The organism is Providencia sp. PROV210, assembly GCF_028479445.1.
Classification (GTDB): Bacteria; Pseudomonadota; Gammaproteobacteria; order Enterobacterales; family Enterobacteriaceae; genus Providencia; species Providencia rustigianii.
This window is the reverse complement of sequence record NZ_JAMPNQ010000012.1, coordinates 186,834-213,311: the sequence shown is the minus strand read 5'-3', so window position 1 is coordinate 213,311 and position 26,478 is coordinate 186,834. Positions and strand designations below refer to the sequence as shown.

The following is a 26,478-nucleotide window of genomic DNA, read 5'->3' as shown; positions in this document are numbered from 1 at the left end:
GCGGTAGTACAAGTTTATTGCCAATTGTACAAAACGCCCTTCGCCGTTACGTTTTAATCACTGTTTTTAATGCATGGATAAATATCGAATCGATGGCTTTTAGTCGTAACCGCGGAAGGTGCTTTTTGTCCCGCTAGAGGTTCCGCATAATCAGGGCGTTTAACCACAACACGGCGTTTTGCCAACGCGATTGCAGGAGCGAGTAAAGAATCTGCATCATCATCGGCACCCACTAATGACTGAAATACCCGCATTTCCTTTTTCACTAACGCGCTCTTCTGCCGATGTGGATACATTGGATCGAGATAAATCACGTCTGGCGCATCTGTAATTTCTGCTAATGCATGGAGACTCGACGCGTGGATCAGTGACATACGTGCTTGTAGCCATTGACCAATTTCAAGATCCTGATAGCCGCGTTGCAAGCCATCATCCAGCAGTGCCGCGACGACAGGATGACGTTCTAGCATGCGGACTTTACAGCCCAGCGCTGCCAGCACAAACGCATCGCGCCCTAAACCCGCTGTAGCATCAATCACATCCGGTAAATAGTCTTTTTTGATCCCAACCGCTTTGGCAACGGCTTCACCTCTACCGCCGCCAAATTTGCGCCGATGTGCCATTGCCCCTGAAACAAAATCCACAAAAATGCCACCTAATTTAGGTTCATCCATTTTACGTAATTGTAGATTTTCAGGCGTTAAGACCAGCGCCATTAGCGCATCTGGAGTATGGACTAACTGCCATTTTTCAGCGAGTTGGGATAGGGTGCCGGCATCGGCACCCTCTTCACAGATTAATTGAATTGCAATGTGATCAGCCATGAATGCCATAGCTCTTCAACATCGCATCCAATTCTGGTTTACGGCCACGGAAACGCTCGAACAGCGCCATTGGTTCTTCTGAACCGCCACGACTTAAAATATTATCGAGGAATGATTGACCCGTTTCACGGTTGAAAATACCTTCTTCGGAGAAACGCGAGAATGCATCAGCTGCCAAAACATCCGCCCATAAATAGCTGTAATAACCCGCAGCGTAGCCACCAGCAAAAATATGGCTAAATGCATGAGGGAATCGGCTCCATTCAGGGGATGGTACAACCGCAACTTTCTCTTTAATAGCGTACAGGGTTGGCATGACGCGTGCGCCTTTCGCTGGGTCATATTCTGCATGTAACGTGAAGTCAAACAGACCGAACTCTAGTTGGCGTAGGACAAACATTGCTGATTGGTAGTTTTTTGCCGCTAGCATGCTGTTCAGCATTTCGGTTGGCAGTGGTTCGCCTGTTTCATAATGACCGGAGATAAATTCCAGCGCTTCAGGTTCCCAGCACCAGTTTTCCATAAATTGGCTTGGCAGCTCAACGGCATCCCATGGAACACCGTTAATGCCAGCAACATCAGCAACATCAATTTGGGTCAGCATATGGTGCAGACCGTGGCCAAACTCATGGAACAGCGTAATGACTTCATCGTGAGTAAACAGTGCAGGCTTATCACCAAGAGGCTTATTGAAGTTACAAGTCAAATAGGCGACAGGATTCTGTAGGGTGCCATCTTTATGCACCATGCGGCCAACACAGTCATCCATCCACGCGCCACCACGTTTATTCTCACGGGCATATAAATCGAGGTAGAAGCTACCACGTAGTGTGTCGGTATCATCATATAATTCAAAGAAACGCACATCATCATGCCAAGTTTCAACATCATGACGTTCTTTGGCGGTTAAACCATAGATACGGTGAACCACTTCAAACAGCCCATTTAATACGCGCTGTTCCGGGAAATAAGGGCGTAGTTCCTCATCATTTAATGAGAATTTATGCTGTTTTTGTTTTTCGCTGTAGTAGGCGAGATCCCAAGATTCGAGGGTATCGACACCATAATGCTCTTTAGCAAAGGCGGTTAAATCTGCTAATTCGTCTTTACCTTGTTGATGCGCGCGATCGGCTAACCCATTCAGGAAGCTTAATACTTGCTCTGGGGATTCAGCCATTTTGGTAGCGAGAGATTTTTCTGCGAAGTTTTTAAAACCGAGTAATTGAGCCAGTTCATGGCGCAGTGCCATTAACTCTTCAATCAGTTCGCTGTTATCCCATTTACCTGCATTTGGCCCTTGGTCAGATGCACGGGTGCTGTAGGCTTGGCTCATTTCGCGGCGCAATTCTGCGTTATCCGCGTAAGTCATCACAGGCAGGTAGCTTGGCATATCCAGTGTGAGTAAATACCCTTCTTCACCTTTGGACTCAGCCATGGCTTTGGCGGCTGCAATAGCACTTTCTGGCATTCCAGCTAGCTCGCTTTCATCTTTGATAAGCTTGCTCCAACCCATGGTCGCATCAAGCACGTTGTTACTGAACTTAGAGGCGATTTCTGACAAGCGTGCTACGATCTCGCCGTAACGTTGCTGTTTTTCAACGGGCAGGCCGATGCCGGATAATTCAAAATCACGCAGGGTATTTTCAATTGATTTTTGTTGTGCTCGGGTTAGCTTATTAAATTCATCGCCTTCTTTAAGGGATTTATAAGCTTGATACAGTGGCTCATGTTGCCCCATCCAAGTGCTGAACTCAGACAGTAAAGGAAGACATTGTTCATAAGCTTCCCGCAGTTCTGGGCTATTTTTGACAGAATGCAGGTGACTAACGGGAGACCAAACGCGGGACAGTTTATCGCTCGCTTCTTCTAATGGTTGGCACAGGTTATCCCAAGTGTATTGGTCATTGGCAGCCAGTAGGTTTTCAACAGTTTGGCGATATTCGCCTAAAACGTGTTGTACGGCTGGAAAAATATGCGCAGGTTCAATGCTTGAAAAACGTGGTAGTGCAGAATCGGTCAATAATGAATTTGTCATAAAAAACATCCTTGATGCAGGCTTGCGCTCGAAGGCCAAGGCTTACTGTGCTGACAATAAAAGTAGGTGGAATGATTCGTTAAATAAATCAGTGCACCGTTATGAATATAAGCAAGTATATGGGGGCAGATATGCAAAGCTCAATATCACAATTGTGCTTTTTGTTATTGCGGTTTAACAAATTGTGGCACGGGTTATTGGTTTGTATCAAGAATTTGAATGGTTGTTCTTACAATACCTTGGAAAATAAATAATTCAGTTTATAATCGAACTCCTACCAAGTAGAGGAAGATCGTCGTCTCCGGTGAGGCGGCTGGATTTCAAATCCAGTTGGGGCTGCCAGCAGTCCCGGGCAGGTTCGACTCCTGTGATCTTCCGCCACGCAAGTTCAATTCAACTCCACAAAGCTCAACTAATCCCTTATAATACCAGCTATTAAGCCAACTTATAGTCTCCACTTGTCAACTGGACTCTACGTTTATCAATGAGTTTATGGGGGCATGTTTGGGTATGTTTATTTTTGTGGAGAAAACCCATGCCACCAAAAATAGAAAAAACAGTTACAAATCAAAAGATAGCATCACTTGATGCTAAGGATAAGGCCTACAAGTTTTCTGTGGGTAAAGGGCTATACCTGTTAGTGAAACCTAATAACGCTAAATACTGGCGTATGAAGTACCGAATCGACGGAAAAGAAAAAAGCTTATCCTTTGGTGTCTACCCCGATACATCTCTTGAACAGGCCATACAGTTAAGGGATGAAGCGAAGAGCAAATTGCGTGTAGGTCATGACCCCGCTTTAGACAAAGCAATCGACAGAGAAAGTAAACGAGTCGAAAAAGCGAAACAAGTTTTTCAATTCTCGCTCTCTGATAACGGTGGGTTAACCATAAAACTAAAAAATAGTAAGTTAGCACTTACACCGGAACAAACGGAAGCAGTGCGTCTATTCTTAAATGCAGGAGTAACTCATGGCACTGACTGACGCAAAATTGCGAACATTGAAGCCCAAAGAAAAAGTTTATCGACTTGGAGATAGTGCCGGATTGTATATCGAAGTCGCTATCAACGGTTCGCGCTACTGGCGCATGAAATACCGCTTCTTAGGTAAAGAAAAGAGATTGGCCTTCGGTGTTTATCCCGAAGTCACTTTAGCGGAAGCACGAGAAAAAAGAGACGCAGCAAGAAAACTACTCGCTTCAGGAAGTGATCCGGCTGAAGCAAAGAAAATAGCAAAAGCGACTCAACAAGCAAATGCTGAAAATACCTTTGAAGCAGTAGCCCGTGAATGGCATACATCAAAAGCTGATCGCTGGTCACTGCGTTACCGTGATGAAATTATCGATACCTTCGAAAAAGATATATTTCCTTATATTGGTAAACGTCCTATCGCTGAAATTAAGCCTCTGGAGCTGCTGGAAACCCTGCGTAAAATGGAGAAGCGTGGAGCCTTAGAGAAAATGCGTAAAGTCCGCCAGCGCTGTGGTGAGGTCTACAGGTACGCAATCATTACAGGGCGAGCTGAATATAACCCTGCACCCGATCTGGCTTCAGCGCTTACCCCTCCGAAGAAACAACATTTCCCATTCTTAACCGCTGAAGAGTTGCCTTATTTTCTAAAAGATTTAGCAGGTTATACAGGTAGTGTGATCACAAAAACAGCGACTAAAATTATTCTGCTCACGGCTGTACGAACACAAGAGCTACGTTTCGCTCGCTGGCAGGATATTGATTTAGAAAAAGGTATCTGGGAGATTCCTGCTGAAGTGATGAAAATGAAGCGACCGCATGTCGTACCATTATCAAAACAGGTAATCGAGTTATTTAATTCACTCAAACCACTGTCAGGGCATTATGAGCTTGTCTTTATAGGCCGTAACGACCATAGAAAGCCGATCAGTAAGGAAAGCGTAAATCAGGTTATTGAGTTGCTTGGGTATAAAGGAAGGCTGACAGGACACGGCTTCCGCCATGCGATGAGCACGATTTTGCATGAGAAGGGCTATAACTCAGCATGGATTGAAACCCAGCTCGCGCATATCGATAAAAATGCGATTCGTGGGACGTATAACCATGCTCAGTATATGGATGGGCGCAGGGAAATGATGCAGTGGTATGCGGATTACATGGATGAGTTGGAGGGGAGTTATATAAATACTAGTTTTGTGGTTTAGCTGGATATTAAAACTATGAAATATTTCATAGAATGTATTTTTAAGTCCAAAAGGTCATAAAAGATGTTAGAGGATAGTAAAAATACAGAACCACCGTTTAATATCATGATGAATTCATGGCTAGAGCGCTGCAAAAATGCTCGTGATGGGCATTATAACAGAGCTGAGAGGCTCTTTGAATTATCTAATTTACTTGGCTATGTTCTTATTTACTCTACTGTATTCGTTACGGTTTTTTCGTTTTTTATACACGACCAAAAAAAAATTATTTTTTGGAATATAACTACTCAACATATTGTCATATTAGTTGGCTGTATCGCAGCAGTTATTTCAGGAATAGTAACTCAAGCTAGATTTGGTGAGAGAGCTGAAATGCATCGTTCATCAGGGGCTCGCTACGCTAATTTAGCTAGGGATATCGAAGAACTCCAAGTCAAACAACAAATGGAATTAATGCAACATAGTGAGCTATTGCAAAACATTAACTCCATTATCCACGAGTGGAATAAGCTGTCTGAAGACTCTTTATTAACACCACATAATCCAACTCGAACATGCCGCTATGGCATCCATCTGATAACATTTTTATTTATGATAATGTTTTTCTTATTGATAATCTGACAAAAATTACATTTTGTCAGATATGTGCTAAGAGGAATAACTTGAAATGGCAATAAGTATACATTTGAACGGAATTTGTCAGCGTAAACTGAATTTTCTTATCAGTTCTGGTGCTTCTAGTGGTTTATTTCCGACTCTTTGGCTACGATTAAAAGATTTAGATGATGAATACAAAAACGAGATGTTAGCGACAAAGATAAATAAGCCTATCGGTGGGGATATTTGTTTTAAAATGAGAACGCATCTGGAACGCATTAATGATGGCAGAATTGTTGCGATGGCATCCGGTGTCAAATTTGGACGGAGACCGTACTCGAAAGCAGCACTTATCAGACAACTTATCAATCAGAAGCAATCGGAAAAAATAACTCTAGAAAAGGCGGAGGTTTCTCGGGCTGCTTATTTTCGGTTAAAAAAATCGGAAACCCCTCAAAAAGGTAATACTAACCATGATTTTAAAAGAACTATTCTAAGCAGAGAGCAAGTTATACAACAAATTATTATAGGGAATTAAAAGCTATGGAAGAAATAAATCTACTTAAAGAAATTCGAGAGCTAAAAAGTCAACTATCCTACGCTAAAAATATTGGTTTCTTTATGGGTGCCGGTACCTCCTGTGCTTTAGGTTTGCCAAATATATCTCAGTTGACTGTTGACGTCGAAAGTGTATTAACAGGATCATTGTTGAATGATTTTAATGTTATTAAAACTGACTTATCGAAGCCTGATGAAACAATTAGCATTGAAGATATTCTTAATCAGATAAGACGGATTCGCGAAATTACTGAAGAAAGGTCTGATAGAGAATTCCTTGGCGTTTCTGGCATAAACGCGCGTGAACTAGATATTGAAATTTGTAAAAACATTTATAATTTAATCACGGAGAAAGAGGTTAGTGCTAATCTGACTGCTCCAAAGAAATTTTTTGCGTGGTTAAACATGCAAAACCGAGATTTTTCAAAAGAGATTTTTACTACAAATTATGATCTGATAATAGAAAAGTCCCTTGAAGCTATTCGTGCGCCGTATTTTGACGGTTTCGTTGGTTCTTATGAACCATTTTTTTGGCAAGAAAGTGTCGAAACACTTGTTCGTAGAAATGATCTAACTCAGAACTGGATTCGATTATGGAAGATACATGGTTCTCTTAGCTGGTTTTGGAAAAAAAGAGATAATCTGAAGTCGCATAAAGTTATACGTCTTGGGAAAATAGATAAAATTGAAGAAGAGAAAAATGAGATAGTCATTTACCCATCAAAAGAAAAATATGATCTATCTCGTAGGCAACCTTTTTTAGTTTACTTCGACCGCCTTAAAAGCTATTTACTAAGTGGTGAACTTCTATTCATTTTTACCGGATACTCATTTTTAGATCAGCATATAAATGAAATTATTTTTAATTGCTTGAGGCAAAACAACAGGCTTAGTGTTGTAGTCTTTTTTTATACAGACAGTGAAGTTAAAAAATTGCATTCACTTTCGGCAGGATATCTAAATCTATCTGTATTCGGACCAACAACTGCGATTATAAACGGAACGTTAGGGAAATGGTCCTTTGACCAATCTGAGCTAAAAAACAAAGAAAAATGTGATAGTTTTTGGAATGCCGAAGATGAAAAATTCTTGCTTGGTGATTTTAATTATTTGGTTGAGTTCTTAGTGGGCAATTCTGGTCGTAGTAGTGAGATTGAGGTATCTATAAATGAAGACTGATTCTACATATTTAGGAAAGGTTATTCGTGTGGATTCCAGCACTGTAGAGGTAGAAGTTTCATCAGAAATACCTTCCGCTGCGCCAATAATAAATGGACGACTGTATAAAATTGGCCAGATCGGCACATTTGTAAAAATGCCAATGGGAAATATTACTATCTACGCTATCGTTGCTGCGGTCAGTGACAGACCATTCACAGATAGTAGCGATGATGAGTATAGGGTAAGTTCAAAATTTCTTTCAGTACAATTGATTGGCGAAAAAATAGGTGACAGTGAGTTTGAAAAAGGAGTGGGTACTTATCCTACAATAGGTGATGAAGTACACCTTGTAATTGAACACGACTTATTTGAAATTTATGGTGAAAAGGATGTAGGCTCCATTGAAATTGGAAAACATTCTTCATCTGAAAACTTAGGTGTTTATGTAGATACTCATAATTTAATTTTACGCCACTGTGGCATTTTAGGCTCAACAGGTAGCGGAAAATCCAATACTACTGTCAGTATTTTGAAATCTATTTTACATGGTTATGTTGGTTCAAGAATTATATTGGTAGACCCGCACGGTGAATATGCATCTGCATTTCCTGATGCCAAAGTGCTTAGAATTAATGAGGCAGGGTCTCCATTAGTAATACCTTTTTGGCTTATGACATTTGAGGAGCTTGCATATTTTTTAGTGGGGGCAGATCATCGTGATGAACAAAAAATAGAATATCGATTACTGAGGGACCTTGTAACTAAGCTAAAGAAGGAAAATATAAATTTAAAGGCTGGTATTGTTAATGGAGATCTTGTTACAGCAGATTCACCAATCCCTTTTAGTGCAAGGCGGTTGTGGCATGAGATGAATTGGTATCTTAATGCATCATTTTCTTCTACAACGAAAGATGAACAAACTAAGAAAACTGCTCAAGAAAAGAATTCTGGAGATGCAGAAACATTGACACCTGCGACATTTGAGCCTTACTCAATGAGTACTGCTGCTCCTTATAAGTCCAAGCATACAGAGTATTTTACTTATGAGAAAAAATTACTTTCTCGTCTTAAAGATACGAGATATGACTTTCTATTCAATCCAGGGGATTATAAAACGGCAGATTCTGAAAAAGATTTGCATGATTTACTAGCTGACTGGATAGGATGTGAGCAGAGATTAACAATACTAGATCTTAGCGGTGTCCCATTTGAGGTTCTAGACATAACCATAGGTTTGATTACGCGGTTTGTTTACGACAGTATGTTCTGGGGACGTAAAGAGTCATATACTGGTAAGCAAAGACCACTGCTCTTGGCATTCGAGGAAGCTCATACGTATCTAGGGAAAAATGATAAGAGTAATTATTCAAAAGCCGCAGTTGAAAAAATATTTAAAGAGGGTAGAAAATTTGGCGTAGGAGCTCTAGTCATTTCTCAACGCCCCTCTGAATTGTCAGAGACTATAATTTCCCAAATTGGTACGTTGATAGCTCTTAGGCTTACCAATTCAAGTGATCAATCTATAGTGAAATCATCTGCCCCCGATAATCTAAATAGTCTTATGGATCTTCTTTCATCTTTACGTATAGGTGAGGCCGTTATTTCAGGTGAGGCTATAAAAATTCCATCTAGAGTTCGATTGAAATTGAATCACCCAAGGCCAACAAGTGAAGATCCAAAGTTAATTGAATGTTGGACAAAAGCATTTTCTCTCGATACTGATAATTATAAAATTGTTGTAACTAAAATACGTGAACAGAAAATATAACCAAAGGAGCGTAAAAATGGAACGAAGAAGTATTTCATCAAGTATGATTCGGAGTATCGGGTACGACGAATCTATTTCTACATTAGAGATTGAATTTAATAGTGGTGCAGTATGGCATTACCATGATTTTCCCCTTACAAGTTGGTATGAATTTGATGGGGCGGAATCACACGGTAAATTTTTTCATAGCTCCATAAAGAATAATTATCGAGAGTCTCAAGTGGGATAACTTATGGATTAACTGCCACCGAACTATATAGTTATATAGTTCGGTGGCAGTAGTCACTACTAAAATATGCGGGAGCTGGTAAGCGATAAGTGTAAAGATAGTTGCTACCCCTGGTTGATTTAAGTCGCCTGCTTTTCCCGTTCCGTATTCAGTATTACTGAGCCTTTCGGTTGCCAGTTTCGTGTTCTTCCTGATCATCGCTCTGGACGCGCTTCTTTTGTCCGCTTGTACAGTGCATCACGTGGCTTCAGTAATGTGAGATCTTCCCCGCGATGGCGCTATGTCGGGGTCACATACCGTATCCCGCTGTAGCGGTGTGTTTCGTGATAATACCAACGGGTAAATTTTTCCACCCATTTTGGCACGTCCTACAACGTTCTGAACCCCAATGACGGCCATTGCGGCACATATTTCAGTGTCCGGAGCAGCGATTCCGCATACGCATTGTCATTACTCACTGCGGTCTGCTGTGGGATGGCGTGATATTCAGCTCGTGCAGTTTCATCTGTAATATCTGTGATTTCATCGCTGCCCCATTATCTGTGTGCAGTACCAGCGGCTCCCGCCAGCAGTCTTTCCGCAGGACGGTGCGTTGCATCAGGATATCGACCTCTAGGCTCACATCTATATCAGATTGCACCGATAATGGCTCAGGGTGCGTTTTACCGTGTATTAAGCGGTATAGACATGCAGGAACGACTGCCGGTATCAGAAGGCGATATCAGCCACCAGCTGATGGTGGCTATTCTTGATGAGGGGATGGCACATTCCCTGACAAACGGCGAGTTTAGTAAAGCTATCCAACCAGTGTTGGTAATGGCGTAGTAATGCCTCATGGCGGACATGATACTTTTTCATAGTTGAATTTCCGATGTAATTTAGATATTGCGGTTAGTGCGGGAAGGGGAGTGATGTGATGATTAGGCTCTGGATTTGGCAATGCGCTCCTGCAACCAGTTTTCAATCTCACTCTTCAGCCAGCGAGAGCTTCGACCCAGTTTGATTGGCTTCGGAAACTCGCCATCTTTGATCAGTTTATAAAACCATTTGTCGGATAATCCGGTTAAACAGGTAATGAATTTTATATCAACAAATTGGTCGTCTAATAACGAAATAGATTGCGTATGCATATTTAATCCTCTGTCTTTAGGTTTAAAGGCAGAAGGGATATCGATAAGTTTTTAGGGATATCTCTCTTCCAAAAGATATCCCCCTCATGTTTTTTATTGGTAGATTAACGGCTGCATCCAAATGAACGCTCACCATCACCATAATATTTCGTATGTTCTTTGGCTAAGTAGCTACAGCGCTGGTTTAATTCAAAAATAGAGTTTTCATTGTTGGCTTTATTATTATCTAGCCAAGTAACGGCGTTGTCTGGGATATGAACTAAATAACGCTCCGCAGGGTAGTTTACACCAAGAGCACTACACCATGCTTGCTCTAGTAAAGCATAGAGCGTTCCGTCTGTTCTAGTGTAATCACCTAGTCTCCAATAGACGTCCTTATTGACTAGTAGCAATAAGTGATAATGTTTTCGACAACTGATCTCACCAAACTCTCTTACCCAAACATAAGATAAGTGGCATGAAAAATTACGATCCCATGCTTTATTTTTGCGTTTTAGGCCGGCATCTATTTTGGCTTTTAGGGATTCAATGAAACGAGTTATAGCAGTTGAATCTTCATGGTAACAATTTGTCGATGATGGAAAACGCAAATCTACACGAATGGCTGTAACACGATTATAGGCTAGGAGAGATTTACGGATAGTACGATCTATCTTACGAAGATAGTCCTCATTGTAGGTATAGCTAGACATGATTTATTCCTTAAGGTTTTTAAGTCATATCTAGTTCGATGGATGTAAAAAATAGGTAGGTTAGTCAAGATTGCTAGGGGGATTTTTAGGTCAATGAAATGCCATACTTACTCGATTTAATATAGTAAATATATATAACTATACCAGCGTCGTTTTTGTACACAGAAGTCTGACGCATCAAGGATTCGGTGAGTCATCTCATTAGAAAGTACTCTGATATTAATTTGCTAAAGGGAAATGGATAACAACGTCACTTTTACAACATTAGTATTGTTTTTTAGTGTGCTTATCAGTGAATGCAAATTATAGTACTAAGAAAAACCTAATAATCTATGTAAAACCCATTAAAATAGCGCCAAGGTAGGAATTCAATATCATGTAAAAATCACGAATAAATTGGTGTAAAAATTAGCTTTATATTAGAATTTTATTCATAATAAAAATATGAATTAATTATGTTAAAAGTTATAAAAATGAGGTGTCAATGGCGATGGATTATTCATATTTAGAGAAGGAAGTTTATGGCTATATGAGGAAAAATAAAATTTTTTGCTATCTCGTTTGGCGTATATTGAAGAGTCCTTCAGCCAGTAATTTTTATTTTCATAAAGCCCGAGTTTTTTCAGGGAACTTTACTCTTCATGCTGATTTGAGCCATGCAATAAACTCAGCTAAGAACGTTATTTCTGATAAGACATTTTTGTTTGAACCCAAAAGTCATGAAGGCAGATATATTGAAAGTACTGAGTACACCAGCTTTATGTATAATAAACTTCTTATTTTCCAATATGATGAATATGCTTGGGGTATTCATCACATGCTTTATTACTTAAGAAATAAATTCATTAAAATAAAATCTAACTACAAATATTTTGATTGGTTAAAAGTATCTGATAATAAAACCTGTGAGTGGGTTTATGACTATCTGGTCAAGAGTAAAGTAATTGATAAGACGGAGTATCAAGATAATGAAGAGCTTTATCTTTATATTCTGACGGGGTTTTATTTATGGAATCCATCATCTCAAGAGGAAAGAGATAACCGTTATAAAAAATTACTCTTAGCTCGAAATGAGCGAAAACACAGAAAAATTAGCCAATCAAAAGGTTCGGTAAGGCCAAAAAAATCACCGAAAGAAATCCAACTTTCAGCAGAGGCAAAAACTAAATTGACAGAGTTAGCCCTTAATTATGGCGTGCCCGCGTCGGAATGGTTGAATAGTTTCATTATTGATGAGTATGAAAAAATGAAATAAATTTCAAATATATATTATCAATGTGAACTTAACACATATTAAGGTTGCAATGATGAAGGAACTCGAAAGTCATTTTTCTTTTCTTCCGAAAGGAGCTAAGGATGCGTTTTTATTTCATTTGAATAAGCTTATCAACTACTCCCCCACCGTTGGCTTTATGGGTAAAACTGGGGCGGGAAAATCAAGCTTAATCAACGCACTATTCCAGTCCTCACTATCGCCTGTGAGCGATACCTCTGGCTGCACACGGCAAGCTCAGCGCTTCAATATGACTATGAACAACTACACACTTACCTTTATTGATTTACCCGGTGTGGGAGAAAGCCTTGAGCGAGATAGCGAGTACCACTCGCTATACCGTAACTTATTGCCTGAATTGGATTTAATCATCTGGGTACTCAAAGCCGATGATAGAGCGTGGTCTTCGGATGAACAGTGCTATCACTTCCTTACCGAACAATGCGGTTATCAGCTTGAGCGTTTCCTGTTTGTATTGAACCAAGCCGACAAGATGGAGCCCTGTCGCCAGTGGGATGCGTTGATCCACCAGCCATCCTCTGAACAATCCGATAATTTGATATTAAAGCAACAAGCCGTGATAACGACATTTAAGCCCCATCACCCGGTGATGGTCGTGTCTGCGGTCGAAAACTATCAACTCACTGAATTAGCCGAACAGCTCATACTGGCGCTACCAGCGAAAGCCAGTAGCGGAGTCACTAGGCAGCTGAATACCACTTATCGAACTGCCTCTATAGAAACTTCGGCACGTAATGATTTTGGGCAATGTATCAGTGACATTGTTGATACCTTAATCGATATTCTTCCGCTCGCACCGCTAATAAAAAATACGATTAGCACCGTCAAAAACAGCCTCGTATCCGTCGCTAAATCCCTGTGGAGCGTGTTCTTTTAACCACTTACGTTAACTCATTATTGTTCATAATCAGCGCCAGTCCTTTATGGGATTGGCGCTTTTTTATTTCTTTTTATTGGAGACTCAACTTATGAATAATTCAACCGAATGCACTATCACAATGACACTCGTTCCTGATGAACAACGCCTTGATTTTTGGCTCAACCACTTTGGTAGAGTGAAAGGCTGGACCACCTTTGAAGTGGTAATATTCACGACGATGGGACAGTTTTGCGATGATTATCATGGGGGCTATTGGGAGTACGGTACGCTCAGTAATGGCGGTACATTTATCTACCCGGATATCTCAGATGAGACTCTAACGCTGTTCAATCCCCACAACGGCAACGAAGCGGTGATGAGCCAACAAGCTGCCGGGATTGCCGTGTGTCTTATTCTGTACAGCATTTGGTCGTTTAAAACCGAAAGCGAAGTAATGTGCGACCGCTTTTATCAGTTGCGTGAGTATGCCTTACAGCATGCCGAGTCTGCTGCCATTTTCCATTTTATTGATTAATCCGGAGTCTTATCATGAGTTTATTAGCATCTCGCTTTGGCACAGCTAACAGTATTCGTCGTGACCGCCCACTCACTATTGAAGAATTATTTCGCACTGTACCCAGTATTTTCTCCGAAGAAAAACACGCTTCACGCAGTGAAAAATACACTTACATCTCGACCGCCTCGCTGTTAGAAAGCCTGCAACGAGAAGGCTTCCAGCCCTTTTTTGCGTGTCAAACTCGCGTTCGTGATATCCGCCGCCGAGAGCACACCAAACATATGCTTCGATTACGCCGTCATGACCAAATCACGGGGAACCAAGTCCCTGAAATCATCTTACTCAATAGCCATGATGGTTCGAGTAGCTATCAAATGCTGCCGGGATTATTTCGTCAAGTCTGTGCAAATGGGCTGATTTACGGCGATGTATTGGGGGAAGTGCGGGTCCCTCACAAAGGAGATGTGGTGAGTAAAGTCATTGAAGGGGCGTATGAGGTATTAGATACCTTTGAGCAAGTGGCAGAAAAACGCGAAAGTATGCAGTCGTTATTATTACTCCCACCAGCCCAGCAAGCCTTTGCTGAAGCAGCGTTGACCTACCGCTTTGGCGAAGAGTTCCAACCGGTAACGCGAGAGCAAATTCTACAGCCTCGACGTTTTGAGGATAAGAAAGAAGACCTCTGGACAGTGTACCAACGTTTACAAGAAAATCTGATTAAAGGTGGATTATCAGGCAGAACGGCAAAAGGTAAACGTTCCCGCACTCGAGCAGTGAATGGCATCGATGGTGATATCAAACTCAATAAAGCGCTATGGGTAATGGCAGATACATTATTTAACCAACTCGCTCCCCGCCAGCCTAACTAATTATCCCGCCCCGACAGGTTGTGTCGTCGTACTCCGTTTTCCTCATTGTCTAAATAAACATCATAATATTATTTATCAATTTATTAGCATGAGCTATTTATCATCAAATAGCTAAATGAGAATTTTTCCCAACAGACATAACCTGTCACCCCCCTAAGTTAAACTCCTTCACTCTTGTAATTTCTTAATGTCTATTATTGAGAGCAATACGTTATGTTTCAGACCAACCGAAAATATGACCGCATGGCAGTGCGACTCTCTGCGCTGATTGCTCGCTTAATGGCGGGAGAAAATCTCGTGCTCGTTGATTTAACCAAAGAGTTCAATGTGTCAGAACGCACCTTACAGCGGGATTTACGTGAACGCCTTGCCTATCTCGGTGTGGAAGGTCGGCAAGGCACTTATCGTCTACCGATGAATATACTGAACGCCTTTCGCGATAAAGACATTCTTACCTTTGTGAAACAAATCGGGATGACCCGACTTTTTCCGGGGTTAGACAGCCGCTTGTTAAATTTACTGTTAACACAGCAGCCCCATGCCCCCTGTTTGATTTGGCATCACGCGCATAAGATTTCCGCTTTACATGCCGACCATTTCTATCAATTGGTGTATGCCATCATCGGGCGACATGCAATCAATCTGTTGACACTTGAACGTCGCTTTAACCCGCTTTACCCATACCAACTGATTTACCGTGAAGGGCAATGGTACTTGCTGGCGGAATATCATCAACAAATTCATGTGTTTTTGCTAGACGATATTCAACAAGTTCAACCGCTTAATACCACGTTTACCCCACGAAATGACGTTATTCAGTTATCACAACAGAACAGTTTTATCGCGGCATTACCTCATTTTCGATTGATATCGCAATTACTTACCCCTTTTCCATCATATAACGAAAAGAGTTCATCATGACTTTATTAAACATACCAGCAGCATACTCAACGCATCCAACACATTGCCCTCACTGTTCTTCTGAGCAAGACATCATTGCATGGGGCTCAGGCTGGATGTGTCGTGATTGTGGCCACGAATGGGTCATGTCTATCCAAAATAACCATTACGCCGTGAATTCATCATCACATAAGGAAGCCTGAAAATATGAAAACCGTTTCACACTTACAACTGGGTTTAGAACGAATAGCTATCGTTATTAGTATTTTGTTATGCCTTTGGATCACTGGCGTATTGCTAACACATTTCCAGCTTATTGCCCTCATCATGAATCCGTATGGGATCATATTGACCTACTTCGTTTTATATCTCTTGGCTTTGATTATCCCGCAACTCTTGGCTCAATTGGGTTTATGGGTTTTGAGTGCCTTTAAGGGGATTGATTATAAAATCCGTTTCAACCCGAGATTAGTTGCCATCATCACTTCTATCATTATCGGTTTAGGCCTATCAAGCATATTGGTTGTCATGACATCCGATTGGCTATTCGGTTTTGGTGAAGGTGTCGCTACAACGATATTGCTGATTGAGTTACTCATTGCCTGTGGTATCGCTTTTTATCTTCATAGGCGAATTCGTCACTGGGTTTCAGTACGACTACCCAGCCAGCCATAACATTAAGAATGGTCAGCAATTTATTGTGGATGCCTTATTCACAATTCACCAGACAACCACCGAATACGCCATATCAGGGAAAACTAAGCACCCATTAGACGGTGTTCATTTTGCGTCAATGTTGACGTCTCTATTTATGTTTAAAGGAATTTAAAATGAAAAAATATTTAGTTGTAACCGCTTTAGCTTCATTGTGTTTTATTACGTCACAAGCCTACGCTGCCAGTCAACCGCCCAAAGATACCATTTGGGAATATAAAGGGGATGGTGGTAAAACGTTATGGCAAGTATGTGGAAGCCAAAATAGTACTTGTAAGATTGTGGGCTCAACCAAGCACTATGTTGCTGTACTGAATCATAAATCCGCTTCGGGCTGCGCATTTGGTGATTTTTATATCGTGGCAAGAACAGATGGAAACTGGCAACAACGCGATACGGGCACTTGTAGCCCCAATGCATATGTCCAAAAAGGATACATTAGTAACGGGCAATATTCGTCAGTTGATATTGGCGTCAACGGTACGATCGTCAAACGCTACCCGATTGGTTATTGGAACCAACAAAAAGAATTATCAGGCAAAAAACGTCCACGTTGGAAAGAAAAAGACCGTACAAAAGGTGGGTTGCAAACCAATCAACAATAAATAACATTCTCGCTACCGTTACTTGCAGTAGCGAGGACGATATAAGATAACAAAAGGTAACGTAATGAATAAGATAAAAAGCCTATTTGCGATAGGACTATTGGCAGTGAGTGCATTTAGTTTGGCTGAAGAACAACAGCGTTATGCTAGCATCACACATACGAGCTCAAATTTTATTAACCAAGGTTACTGTGGCTACTCATTTACCCTTGATAATGGCGGTAACCATATGGTGTTAGACCACGCGGAGTTTGGTGCACTTGAACTAACGCTGCGAATGAAAGATGGACAAGGAAAAGTATTAGGGGATACGGTACTGGAAGTGGAACCTTTTGGTGATTCTAGCGCAACCCGAGCCTCATTCACAGGGTTAGAAATTCCTTGTGAAGATGTTGCTGAGTTTCAAGTAATTAAAGCAGTAGAAGATCAAAATGGACATAAAGTTGAATTACCACTATCGATCTTTCAGGCTAATAATCCAGAGTTGGCGAAGATGTCGGTAGCAGGCAACTAATTGATTTAAGTATTTTAACATTTATTTTTCAGGGTATATTGGTAGCATTGATTTTCATTTGGTTGAGATTACTACCAGTAAAGCGGGGGGCAATGTAATGAGCGATAATCTTCCTGAAGCACCACAGGGCGAATTTGTTTTGTTCCGCAGTGAAGATGGTCAGACTCACGTCGAATGCCGCTTTGAGTCTGATACTCTGTGGTTATCTCAATCATCAATTGCTGAGCTGTATGGAAAAGACGTTCGTACAATTAACGAGCACCTTATTAATATTTTTTCTGAGGGGGAACTTGCTCAAAACGCAACCATCCGGAAATTCCGGATAGTTCGATTAGAGGGAAATCGTCAGGTTTCCAGAGAGATAGACCACTATAGTTTACCCGCCATTCTTGCTGTTGGTTACCGTGTCCGTTCAGTTCGCGGCACACAATTTCGCCAGTGGGCAACGCAAACGCTGGAGCAGTACCTAATCAAAGGGTTTGTGATGGACGATGAGCGGCTGAAGAATCCGCCTGTCGGTCAGACAGTGGTGCCGGATTACTTTGATGAGATGCTCGAACGCATCCGTGATATTCGTGCCAGTGAGTGGCGCGTGTATTTACGAGTGAAAGAGATCTTCACCATGGCAGCGGATTATGAACCCTCGAATAAAGAAACCAATCGTTTTTTCCAAACCATCCAAAACAAACTGCATTTTGCTTGTACGGGTATGACTGCCGCTGAGCTTATTGTTAGTCGGGCAGATGCTAGTCAGCCGGATATGGGATTAACCAGCTATAAGTCGGACGAAGTTCGTAAAACGGATGTGACGGTTGCGAAGAATTATCTGCGTGAAAATGAGCTCAAAGAATTAAACCGTATTGTCAATATGTGGCTCGACTTTGCCGAAGATCAAGCACTGCGCCGTAAGCAAGTTTTCTTACAGGACTGGGATACTAAGTTGGATCAGTTTTTAAGTTTTAATGACCGTGACGTATTGCAAGGCGCTGGTGGGATTAGTAAGAAAGCTGCTGATGAAAAAGCGAAAGAGATATTTGATATCTATGCACAAAAACGTCGACAGTTAAAAGAAGCTGAAGGGGCGAGGGTGAATATTGCGGCGCTGAAAGATTTACTGAAAAAAGGTAAGCAAAAGAAGTAGTGTGGTGAATACAAGTAGACGGTTTACAAACAAAGGTCACTGCATAGCATTGTTGCTGGTTTGGATGAAGTTTAATCTAATAGTTGGTAATATATTTTGCGTATTCTTAAAAATTTTAAATAAAAATCTACTGTATATCGTTCAGTTGTATCAGATGATTATTTGGGTTATAACCGTATTTATAGTTATAGCAGTCGACGCTGATAGTTCTGATTTATTGAAATTCAATTAATTGTTAGCGTTTGATTAAATAAGCGTAATCACGTTTGAAAGGAGAATTTCAACATGGCTAGATGTACAGCGCCAGTACGCGGACATCGTTCAGCAGCTGCAGCAGCAGAATGTCCCGCATGCAGTGCTCGCGGTGGCTATCGTAGTAGCTATCGCAACGAAAATTACCGCCCGTCATATTTCTCACCAAACAGTGGTGGTGGAAGTTCCAGCAGTAGCTCCAGCAGTAGCTCAAGACCGAGTTGGTCGAAAGCAGGTTCATCTGTAGTGTATACACCAGCCCAGGTTCGGACTCTCACACCAGTACGAGAAAACGTTGAGAAGAGAGTGTCTGTACCCGATCTTCGGGATGTCTTTCTTTGCCATGCATGGGATGATCGGAAAGGCGCAGCCAAAGAGCTGCATGATTTACTTGAATCGTGCGGTGTTTCGGTATGGTTCAGTGAGAAAGATGTCCTTCTTGGTTCGTCATTACTTCGCGAAATAGATAAGGGGCTTGTGAAGTCGCGCGTCGGGATTGTACTAGTGACCCCAGCACTACTAAAACGCCTCCAAGGTGAGGGTATTGCTGATAAAGAACTTTCTGCGTTATTAGCACGCGATCTGCTCGTCCCTATTGTACACAATACTACATATGACGCACTTCGCGATGTTAGCCCATTGTTAGGCTCTCGGAGCGGATTAAGTACAGCAGAAGAGCAAATGTCAGATATTGCAGTTAAGCTCGCTGAATTGGTTGCAGTCTAATTACTCAAAGTTATCCGAGGGAGAGGGCGAAAGCTCATCCCTTAACTCAAAGTTAGCTTTAATTTTGTCCTACTACTATTTAGTTATCTCCACCTCAAAAACCAATCTGGGGGCATAAATGGGGGCACTGCTATTTATCCAACTCAGCAAACTCATTTAATATCAACACTATTACCCATTAAATGCGACTCCTGTGATCGCCACGATTTGCTTCTTTCGTCACGTCTCAAAAACTTCTTGTTAATTAATCAATCCAATTCTCTAGAGCTTGTCCTAATTTGCGAATGTTTGTTGGTATTTACGACCATCACAAATAGCGTTTTTTTTTGCCGCTAAGTGATGCGGAGAATATGGCTATTTTTGTCAGCCTTATCTTTTGTGGTGACATAGTATATTGTTGGTCATAATTTATTCTTAGCACGTAAATTGGGGGGCAATTTGATGAGTGAAAATCTTCCGGAAGCACCACAGGGTGAATTTGTTTTATTTCGTAGTGTTGATGGTCAGGCTCGCGTCGAATGCCGCTTTGAATCCGATACGCTGTGGTTATCTCAATCCTGGATTTGTGAGCTTTACGGTAAAGCTAAAGCCACGATTAGTGAGCATATCAGCAATATTTTTACTGAAAACAAGTAAGCAAAAGAAGTGATGTGGTGAATACAAGTCAACTGTTTACAGACAAAGACCTCTGTGCGGCATTATCCGACATATTTGTGGACAATCGGGTGGATTATCAATATATCGCCTCAGTCGCAAAACATTTTCCCGTTGAGTATGTTCAAGTCATGCTGTGTCGGTATGTTGCTCCTATTTGTTACTGTAATCTGTTATCTCCTGTACCTTCGGTATGGACTTATTTTGATGCGGATGAATTATGGGAAGATATTGGTATATTGAAAAATAAAGAGCAAAGCATATTTGGTAAATTTAAAAGAGATCTCTGTACGTTATATTTCAAAAATAGACTTAAGCCAGAGTGGCAAGAATTAATGTGTTTTTTGCAAGATTAGCTGATTTCTCTCTATAAAAGTTGGTATTTACTACCATTAAAAACCACGTTTTTTCTGTTGCTAAGTGATGCGGAGAATATAGTCGAATGCCGCTTTGAATACGAAACGTTGTGGTTGTCTCAAACCATGATTTGTGAACTTTAGGGTAAAGCCACGCTCAGCGAGCATATTAGTCAGGTATTTACTGAGGGGGTTAGTTGAAGATTCGGTTTTACCAAACAACTGCGGACACAGCAAATATTGGGGCTAATGACTGACAGTTCATAATAACGTAAAGGAGATTAAGAACCTGCCAGTATTAGTCGGTCATGATAAATTTTTAGTTAGGTTGATTTTCTAACTAGAAATCAGTTTTAGAAAAACCTGTCATAGCATCCAGCTCCATTTCGCGACCTAATGCCGTCATGGGGTGGACAATAACGAGGCCTCGTACGGATTTCTTCAGCTTGCCCATATCCGCTTGCTCTTTCTTCGTGATCGGGCGCTTGAATGGCATATCCATCAACTTTTGTGCTTCTTTGCTGAGCTTCTTGTTACGAGTTTCCTTCACGCGAGCGATTTCAACTTCCAGTGTCGCTTTTTCTTTCTCAAGCTCTGCGTACTTTTCTGCTTCGTTCGTCAGCTGCATACTTGCCATCTGGTGACGAACAAGGTCTAAGCGGTCGCTAAGCGTTTTGATTTGTGTTTTTTCAGTTTCTTTCATCATTATTTAACCGTGAATAAATTTCCTGCTGGCAAGTATACATCATTCTGGATTAGAGGGGGAAAGGGATACGATTTTGAAACGATCCCATAAAATAGGTTTAGTGCAATTCAGATTGAACGTGTTTTAGGCTACGGACCCAAGGTTTATCTTTTTGTAGACCCCGCGGCAGTGCTATTAAGGCCTGTTTGGCTGCACTCATCGTTGGATACTCTCCATACACCAAAACATACCATTGTTGACCATTTCTGATGGCCTCATACACCAAATAATTGCTCAATTTATGTCGACGAGCGCGGTCATAAAGCCCTTCAGCACTGCCCGCACTGCCTAATTGTAATGTGTAATGGCGAGGAGCAGCAGAGCGAATATCGCCGCCTAAATTAGTATGTACAGAGGCGTTTTTCGTTGCTGGGATCGTCTCTTCTATGGGTTTGCTAGGCATGTCGATTGACATCGATTCTACCCGTTCAGTTTTACCTTTTTGTTCTGACGGTGGTAATACAAGGGGAATGATCACTTCAGTCGGTTCGTCAGAAACGGTTTTGTTCTCTGCTGGTATAGTTTGTTGCTGAGTATGAGCTTTATGTGCAGCGGCTAGCATCAGGCGTTCACGGTGCTCGGCAATAGGTTGCCATATTTTAGTCAGCGCATTTTGCAGTCGACGCAATGTGGTATAAATCCGGTGCGGTTGGCGGTTTTTTAAAGCTTCCAGTAGCGCATGATTTTCCTCGGCGGAGAGTTCGATAGCGTTAACTTGCGGTTCTGTTTGAGCAGGCTTGGCAATAGGTAAACTGATTAAGTTGTATGAATATTGTTGGCAACGTTGTTCATCAACGACTTTTGTTGTGATAACGATATCTTCCTGAATGTCATTCAAGGCTTGTTGCGCTCTTTCACGCACTTCATTATTCGCGTCGATGGCTTTTTCCAGCCACCACGTTGCACAGACTGAGTTTTGAGGGCCGCCTTCACCAGTGAAAAACAGAATTCCCAAATGGTATTGACCGAGAGGGTAACCCTGCAATGCGGATTGCTGAATATAGTAACGCCCTTTGGCGAGATCGATAGGCACGCCATCTCCATTGATGGATTGCACGCCGAGGTCGTGAATTTGCTCTAAGGATGTTGGCGATGTGACTGAAAGTGCAGGGCGGCACAATAGAAGCGAAATTCCCATTAGCAATAATGGGAAAGACCAGTGGTGGTGAGTAAATATCATGAGATTCTTATCTTTGGATTATAAAAACTTAGTGGTTTGTTGTTAAAACCACTAAGCAGCTAGGTAGGTTATTCCCAATCAATGGTGACGGTGGCAGTGGCAGAAGCGGCGCCAGATTTAAAACCTTCCCCAAGCGCACAGAGGCTAAAACGGTAAGGCACTTGGTGTGAACCGGTAGTGAGCACGCCTAAATCAACTTCATTTGATGGTGGGGTCAGGCCGCCAGAACCAAAATGGGTCCCAGATATATTACAGGGAGAAGTTATTGATTTAATTGAGGCTCGTACAGTTGCAGGAGCAACCTCACCAGTGGCATCCATCGTCATTTTTAAGTCGTTCGAGTATGTTTGAAGTGTTCCCGTAAGTGTTAATTTAGCGGGAGTAACAACGTTATTATTACCAGTACAATTTATGGAAAAATTGCCATCAACCACCCCTAAAACATCCTTACGATTCCCCCCTGGTGTACCAGAGGTATTACCTTCCCAATCCCAAACATTGACCTTGCCGAAATCAATCGTAGGTGGTGTAGAAATAGAGCAAGATAACGGCGTTTTTACTGTAATATATCCTGCTGAGGAAAGGGGGATCCCTGTTTCCATGTATAGGCCAGCATAAAAAGCAGGGATGCTATACTTCCCTGACTGTGCATTAGGCCCCACATAAATAGCCACCGTCCCATTAAAAGAGAGACTTCTTCCTGCCCCCATCGGGTTAGGAAAACTATTATAAGATGTCCCTGTAACACAATATGTAAATGGAGACTTTTGGATCACTGCGCTACCGGTAGCAGTCGTCTTTCCATAAGAATTAAACGTGGCTCCACCATTTTGCCCTCCTCCTCCAGAGGTATTGGCTGTAGCATCCTTTACAATAAAAAGGATGTCTTCAGCAATCTTTAATCCCGTATATTTACCATCTGAGGATGTATATGTTGTACTTGCACTATTAAAAACCGTATTATTATCTGTACTACGAATATTAAAGGCAAAACAGCTTTGATCCATCAAAGTTTGGTACCCCCAACCTGTTGCTGAACGATATGTATCATTAACAGCATCGCTCCATACTAAACCATCGCCTATATCATATTCACCAGAAGGTCCGCTAAGAGATAAAGCGTGAGGCTGACCTAGCAAAAAGAAACAAATACTCCCAATCAATTTATAAAAATAATATTTCATATTTTATTAATCCTTTTATTACCCAAAGTTTGTCCATTGTGAAAATGGAGATTTTTCTTCATTCGCTAGGTCATCTAATGTCTGTATCTCTGAAGCAAAGCTAACGGGTTCTTTCGCAGGTAACACCACTTCAGCTCTACTTTCAGTACCGCAGGTATAGGTCACTTGACGAATTGGCATGTCTGCAGAGATGTCAACATAGCGCAAATCAAAACTCACCTGACATTGTTGTGCGGCAGCTTCCCCCCATTTCACCAACAATTCCCCCGTTTCGGGTAATCCCGTGAGGTACACCTGCCCTGCATCCCCGACAATGCTGCTAATATTTTCAGCGCTGTTATCGGACGTTAAGGTGGCAATCGCCCCAAATGGCACATATTTGGCACCTTGTTTTAAGGTCATTAACACTTGGTAGCCGATACGGGTACGAAAATTCGCTTTCACCACCGCGCCTTTGGTTGGGTAAACGTTGGTATTGGATTGCGGTAAATCGACGTTTTCAGGTAGCGTACTTGGGTCTAAGCCAATGCTGTTTTTGTTATAGTCGGACAGATAAGGCGCCACAGCATAGCCTCGCCAATCGGTCACGGCAGTTCCGCCATTAACACTGACACCCTCGGCACCCGGCGCACTGATCAGCGCGACAGAATCCCCCATGGAGCGGCTTAAGGTTAGCCCCTCGGAATGCAGCAAAGCACCACCGCTGGCGTTCATATTGATTGACTGGGAATTATTGCTATAGCTATAACCTGCACTGACGCTGCCTTTGTTGCCTTGATAGCCGGCATTCAGGTTGGTGTTCGCAATTTGCCCTTTATTTCCCCAGCTTTGTGACGCGCCATAAGACAGCTTGCCATCCATCATGTTGCCGCTGAGACCGCTATTATTTTGTGTGCGACCATTTTGGTCTTGGCTCATGGAATAGGTGGCATAAATCGACTGTAAATCACGGTTTTGGGTAAACACACTAAACGGCACGCTTAAGTTAAAGGAGAGCTGGCGGTTTTCCGGCCAGTTATTGTGGCTGTCTTTTACGCGGTCGATATTGTAATTCACACCATAACTGATCCCTTTAAAGCTGTTGCTGTAGCCCATGGATAAGCCTGTTAAGGTTCGGCTGCTACCCCAGTAATCATCACGATTAGCGCGAAAATGCAGTGAGCCATACTGTTGCATCTGTTGGCTGAGTTGGGTTTGGAAGCTGCTACGACGACGCTGCAAAGTCCATGGGCTGAGACCATCCTCAAGGCGATAACCTTGGCTGTTAAATTCACTGAAATTATAGAAATGCTCCGTGGAGTAACGTAATGCGGTTAAATCCACCGACGTGCCTGTTGCCATTAAGCTTTTTGAGTAACGGATACGGTAGGATTGCCCAGTTTTTCGCTCACTGGAGCTGGCAACTTGGTTAGAGTAAGTAAATTTTGCGGATGAGTGAGTGACGTCAGTGGAGACGGCACCGAAGTCCCCTAAAGAGACCCCAGCTCCTGCACTCAGTGATTGATAATCTTTTGCCAGCAAAGCACCGCCATACACCGTGACATCGTTATGCAGTCCATAAACGGCGGTACCGAGAATAAAGTCAGAGCGACGGGAGCTCGTGGTTAAGCCGCCATCATAACGACCAGAGGCAATTTCATATTTCCAACCTCCCGGGCGTAACATAACGGGAAGGGATGAATAAGGCACCACAAACTGGCGTTCTGAACCATCAGCTTCCGTGACCGTGACGTCGTAATCTCCAGATAACCCCGCTTGCTGGATATCATTGATATAAAAGGGTCCCGGTGCCACATAGGCCTCATACACGATATTGCCATTTTGGCGAATAGTGACGCGGGCATTACTGTTGGCAACGCCACTAATTGCTGGAGCATAGCCGCGTAATTGGCTTGGCAACATCTGCTCGTTGGAGGTCAGCTGCACGCCCTTAAAGGGAACGCCATCAAACACATCACTGCCCGTACTGCTTTCACCGACTAACAATGTTGAGCGCAATGCACGAATATCCCGTGATAGCGTGGTATTTGAAAAGTAGGTTTGGGTATTGGTTGTGGCGGATTGATTACCGCTCCCACTGTATTCGAAACGAGAGTGTGTGAGGTTACTGCGTAGACGCCACGGTCCCGCATTAGCGCCCAATCGTGCGGAAGCAAATATGTTAGTATTTTGGTTTTTTTTGCCGTGATCATAACGGCTCGTTGTGCGACCTGCGCTGACGTTATAGTTTGCCATTAATGCGGGAATACCATCATCCCACAATGAAGGATCTGCATTACGATTGACTTGAGATTGCATCGCCACTTGCGGCACGCTGATGTTTAATCGCAAGCGTGATAAATCTAATCGCGTTGTTGCTTGCGGGATCAATGCCCCGAGATCTGAAATAAATTCGTCATTGGGTAAGTCTTTCAGTACGGGAATTTGCGGCACATTGACACCAAAAGTATCTAACTGTGCAGGGGTTAATTCAGGCGCAATCTCACCTTGGGCATTTTTGATAAAATTGAGTGTGAATTGCCCCACATCTTGTTGGTTAACAAAAACGGAAACGGTGTATTCCCCTTCGGCAACGCCACCGGCTTGTGAGAAGGCGGATAAATCCACGTTTGTGTTTTCACCAACCACCCCTAAAAAACTGGGGTCAAAGTAATCTTCTGCTTGTGTTGGGGCTATTGCAAATAGCAATAAACACGCCAGCGGGTGATAACGGAAAAAGGGAATTTTTGGCTGATGTCCCGCAATTTTATGGGCTTTCTTCATGGTCTTCCTTTATCTTGCGAATGCAAGAACCCCCCCG

The 26,478-nt window shown here is 42.2% G+C and carries 28 protein-coding genes, 1 tRNA gene and 2 pseudogenes; 21 read left to right on the top strand and 10 right to left on the bottom strand.

The features are described from left to right. Positions 1 to 53: 53 nt before the first annotated feature. Both rsmJ and prlC read right to left on the bottom strand, forming a co-directional pair. Entirely contained in the window at positions 54 to 824 is a 771-nt protein-coding gene (gene rsmJ, locus PR761_RS09875) for a 16S rRNA (guanine(1516)-N(2))-methyltransferase RsmJ (protein ID WP_039854665.1), read from the bottom strand. Continuing rightward, entirely contained in the window at positions 817 to 2,859 is a 2,043-nt protein-coding gene (gene prlC, locus PR761_RS09870) for an oligopeptidase A (RefSeq protein WP_154610955.1), read from the bottom strand. Before prlC ends, rsmJ begins: the two co-directional genes overlap by 8 nt. A 286-nt stretch (positions 2,860 to 3,145) precedes the next feature. On the opposite strand from prlC, the gene PR761_RS09865 reads away from it, so the two are divergent. The 8 genes from PR761_RS09865 to PR761_RS17165 all read left to right on the top strand — a co-directional run bounded on the left by PR761_RS09865 (position 3,146) and on the right by PR761_RS17165 (position 9,346). Continuing rightward, positions 3,146 to 3,240: transfer RNA gene (locus PR761_RS09865), tRNA-Sec, on the top strand. Positions 3,241 to 3,394: 154 nt separating this feature from the next. Continuing rightward, positions 3,395 to 3,844: an Arm DNA-binding domain-containing protein gene (locus tag PR761_RS09860; protein WP_154610956.1), complete on the top strand. Its 450-nt coding sequence runs from the start codon at positions 3,395 to 3,397 to the stop codon at positions 3,842 to 3,844. Further along, on the top strand, positions 3,831 to 5,033 hold the full coding sequence (locus PR761_RS09855) for a tyrosine-type recombinase/integrase (protein WP_154610957.1): 1,203 nt from the start codon (positions 3,831 to 3,833) through the stop codon (positions 5,031 to 5,033). Before PR761_RS09860 ends, PR761_RS09855 begins: the two co-directional genes overlap by 14 nt. A 63-nt stretch (positions 5,034 to 5,096) precedes the next feature. Next, positions 5,097 to 5,654, top strand: coding sequence for an SLATT domain-containing protein (locus PR761_RS09850; protein ID WP_230083571.1), 558 nt, complete (start codon positions 5,097 to 5,099; stop codon positions 5,652 to 5,654). A 46-nt stretch (positions 5,655 to 5,700) separates the two neighbouring features. Then, positions 5,701 to 6,168, top strand: coding sequence for a hypothetical protein (locus PR761_RS09845; RefSeq protein WP_195848290.1), 468 nt, complete (start codon positions 5,701 to 5,703; stop codon positions 6,166 to 6,168). A 5-nt stretch (positions 6,169 to 6,173) separates the two neighbouring features. Then, the gene (locus tag PR761_RS09840) at positions 6,174 to 7,367 is read left to right on the top strand and encodes an SIR2 family protein (RefSeq protein ID WP_154610958.1); all 1,194 of its coding nucleotides are present in this window, start codon (positions 6,174 to 6,176) and stop codon (positions 7,365 to 7,367) included. Beyond that, on the top strand, positions 7,357 to 9,117 hold the full coding sequence (locus PR761_RS09835; RefSeq protein WP_154610959.1) for an ATP-binding protein: 1,761 nt from the start codon (positions 7,357 to 7,359) through the stop codon (positions 9,115 to 9,117). The genes PR761_RS09840 and PR761_RS09835 overlap by 11 nt, the downstream gene beginning before the upstream one ends. A gap of 16 nt (positions 9,118 to 9,133) precedes the next feature. After that, positions 9,134 to 9,346, top strand: a complete 213-nt coding sequence (locus tag PR761_RS17165; protein ID WP_154610960.1) for a KTSC domain-containing protein — start codon at positions 9,134 to 9,136, stop codon at positions 9,344 to 9,346. 119 nt (positions 9,347 to 9,465) lie between these two features. Here PR761_RS17165 and PR761_RS17160 read toward each other — a convergent pair. From PR761_RS17160 to PR761_RS09820, 4 genes and pseudogenes are all read right to left on the bottom strand, one after another. Continuing rightward, positions 9,466 to 9,947 (bottom strand): annotated as a pseudogene (locus PR761_RS17160) (integrase core domain-containing protein); the annotation flags it as partial. Between the two features lie 107 nt (positions 9,948 to 10,054). Then, entirely contained in the window at positions 10,055 to 10,204 is a 150-nt protein-coding gene (locus PR761_RS09830) for a hypothetical protein (RefSeq protein WP_154610961.1), read from the bottom strand. A 62-nt stretch (positions 10,205 to 10,266) separates the two neighbouring features. After that, positions 10,267 to 10,476, bottom strand: coding sequence for a helix-turn-helix transcriptional regulator (locus tag PR761_RS09825; protein WP_154610962.1), 210 nt, complete (start codon positions 10,474 to 10,476; stop codon positions 10,267 to 10,269). Positions 10,477 to 10,580: 104 nt separating this feature from the next. Continuing rightward, positions 10,581 to 11,168, bottom strand: a complete 588-nt coding sequence (locus PR761_RS09820) for an inovirus Gp2 family protein (RefSeq protein WP_154610963.1) — start codon at positions 11,166 to 11,168, stop codon at positions 10,581 to 10,583. Between the two features lie 490 nt (positions 11,169 to 11,658). Here PR761_RS09820 and PR761_RS09815 point away from each other — a divergent pair, with 490 nt between their 5' ends. From PR761_RS09815 to PR761_RS09755, 13 genes and pseudogenes are all read left to right on the top strand, one after another. Then, complete coding sequence (locus PR761_RS09815) at positions 11,659 to 12,423, top strand: hypothetical protein (protein ID WP_230083572.1); 765 nt, start codon at positions 11,659 to 11,661, stop codon at positions 12,421 to 12,423. A 52-nt stretch (positions 12,424 to 12,475) separates the two neighbouring features. Then, positions 12,476 to 13,339, top strand: a complete 864-nt coding sequence (locus tag PR761_RS09810; RefSeq protein WP_154610964.1) for a GTPase family protein — start codon at positions 12,476 to 12,478, stop codon at positions 13,337 to 13,339. A 91-nt stretch (positions 13,340 to 13,430) separates the two neighbouring features. Beyond that, positions 13,431 to 13,856, top strand: a complete 426-nt coding sequence (locus PR761_RS09805) for an antirestriction protein (RefSeq protein ID WP_068908472.1) — start codon at positions 13,431 to 13,433, stop codon at positions 13,854 to 13,856. Between the two features lie 14 nt (positions 13,857 to 13,870). Beyond that, positions 13,871 to 14,707 (top strand): DUF932 domain-containing protein, encoded by an 837-nt coding sequence (locus PR761_RS09800; protein ID WP_154610965.1) that lies wholly within the window; start codon positions 13,871 to 13,873, stop codon positions 14,705 to 14,707. A 213-nt stretch (positions 14,708 to 14,920) separates the two neighbouring features. Beyond that, on the top strand, positions 14,921 to 15,628 hold the full coding sequence (locus PR761_RS09795) for a helix-turn-helix transcriptional regulator (protein WP_154610966.1): 708 nt from the start codon (positions 14,921 to 14,923) through the stop codon (positions 15,626 to 15,628). Then, a complete protein-coding gene (locus tag PR761_RS09790) occupies positions 15,625 to 15,810 on the top strand; it encodes a hypothetical protein (RefSeq protein WP_068908467.1) in 186 nt (61 codons plus the stop codon). The genes PR761_RS09795 and PR761_RS09790 overlap by 4 nt, the downstream gene beginning before the upstream one ends. Before the next feature lie 4 nt (positions 15,811 to 15,814). Further along, positions 15,815 to 16,282: a hypothetical protein gene (locus tag PR761_RS09785; protein WP_154610967.1), complete on the top strand. Its 468-nt coding sequence runs from the start codon at positions 15,815 to 15,817 to the stop codon at positions 16,280 to 16,282. 155 nt (positions 16,283 to 16,437) lie between these two features. Continuing rightward, positions 16,438 to 16,926 (top strand): hypothetical protein, encoded by a 489-nt coding sequence (locus PR761_RS09780; protein WP_132496407.1) that lies wholly within the window; start codon positions 16,438 to 16,440, stop codon positions 16,924 to 16,926. 64 nt (positions 16,927 to 16,990) lie between these two features. Next, entirely contained in the window at positions 16,991 to 17,440 is a 450-nt protein-coding gene (locus tag PR761_RS09775) for an IrmA family protein (RefSeq protein ID WP_154610968.1), read from the top strand. A 97-nt stretch (positions 17,441 to 17,537) separates the two neighbouring features. Next, positions 17,538 to 18,581, top strand: a complete 1,044-nt coding sequence (locus tag PR761_RS09770) for a virulence RhuM family protein (protein ID WP_154610969.1) — start codon at positions 17,538 to 17,540, stop codon at positions 18,579 to 18,581. A 285-nt stretch (positions 18,582 to 18,866) separates the two neighbouring features. Further along, positions 18,867 to 19,559, top strand: coding sequence for a toll/interleukin-1 receptor domain-containing protein (locus PR761_RS09765; protein WP_154610970.1), 693 nt, complete (start codon positions 18,867 to 18,869; stop codon positions 19,557 to 19,559). Between the two features lie 441 nt (positions 19,560 to 20,000). Further along, positions 20,001 to 20,192 (top strand): annotated as a pseudogene (locus PR761_RS09760) (hydroxyacid dehydrogenase); the annotation flags it as partial. A gap of 20 nt (positions 20,193 to 20,212) precedes the next feature. After that, a complete protein-coding gene (locus PR761_RS09755) occupies positions 20,213 to 20,569 on the top strand; it encodes a DUF7079 family protein (protein WP_148449423.1) in 357 nt (118 codons plus the stop codon). Positions 20,570 to 20,909: 340 nt separating this feature from the next. On the opposite strand, the gene PR761_RS09750 is transcribed toward PR761_RS09755, so the two are convergent. The 4 genes from PR761_RS09750 to PR761_RS09735 form a co-directional block, all read right to left on the bottom strand. Then, positions 20,910 to 21,272 carry a YibL family ribosome-associated protein gene (locus PR761_RS09750; protein WP_039854928.1) on the bottom strand — a complete coding sequence of 121 codons (363 nt, stop codon included), beginning with the start codon at positions 21,270 to 21,272 and terminating at the stop codon, positions 20,910 to 20,912. A 100-nt stretch (positions 21,273 to 21,372) separates the two neighbouring features. After that, the gene (locus PR761_RS09745) at positions 21,373 to 22,494 is read right to left on the bottom strand and encodes an SPOR domain-containing protein (protein WP_230083573.1); all 1,122 of its coding nucleotides are present in this window, start codon (positions 22,492 to 22,494) and stop codon (positions 21,373 to 21,375) included. Between the two features lie 68 nt (positions 22,495 to 22,562). Beyond that, the gene (locus PR761_RS09740) at positions 22,563 to 23,678 is read right to left on the bottom strand and encodes a hypothetical protein (protein ID WP_006813965.1); all 1,116 of its coding nucleotides are present in this window, start codon (positions 23,676 to 23,678) and stop codon (positions 22,563 to 22,565) included. Positions 23,679 to 23,696: 18 nt separating this feature from the next. Then, entirely contained in the window at positions 23,697 to 26,441 is a 2,745-nt protein-coding gene (locus tag PR761_RS09735) for a fimbria/pilus outer membrane usher protein (RefSeq protein WP_154610971.1), read from the bottom strand. Between the last annotated feature and the right edge of the window lie 37 nt (positions 26,442 to 26,478).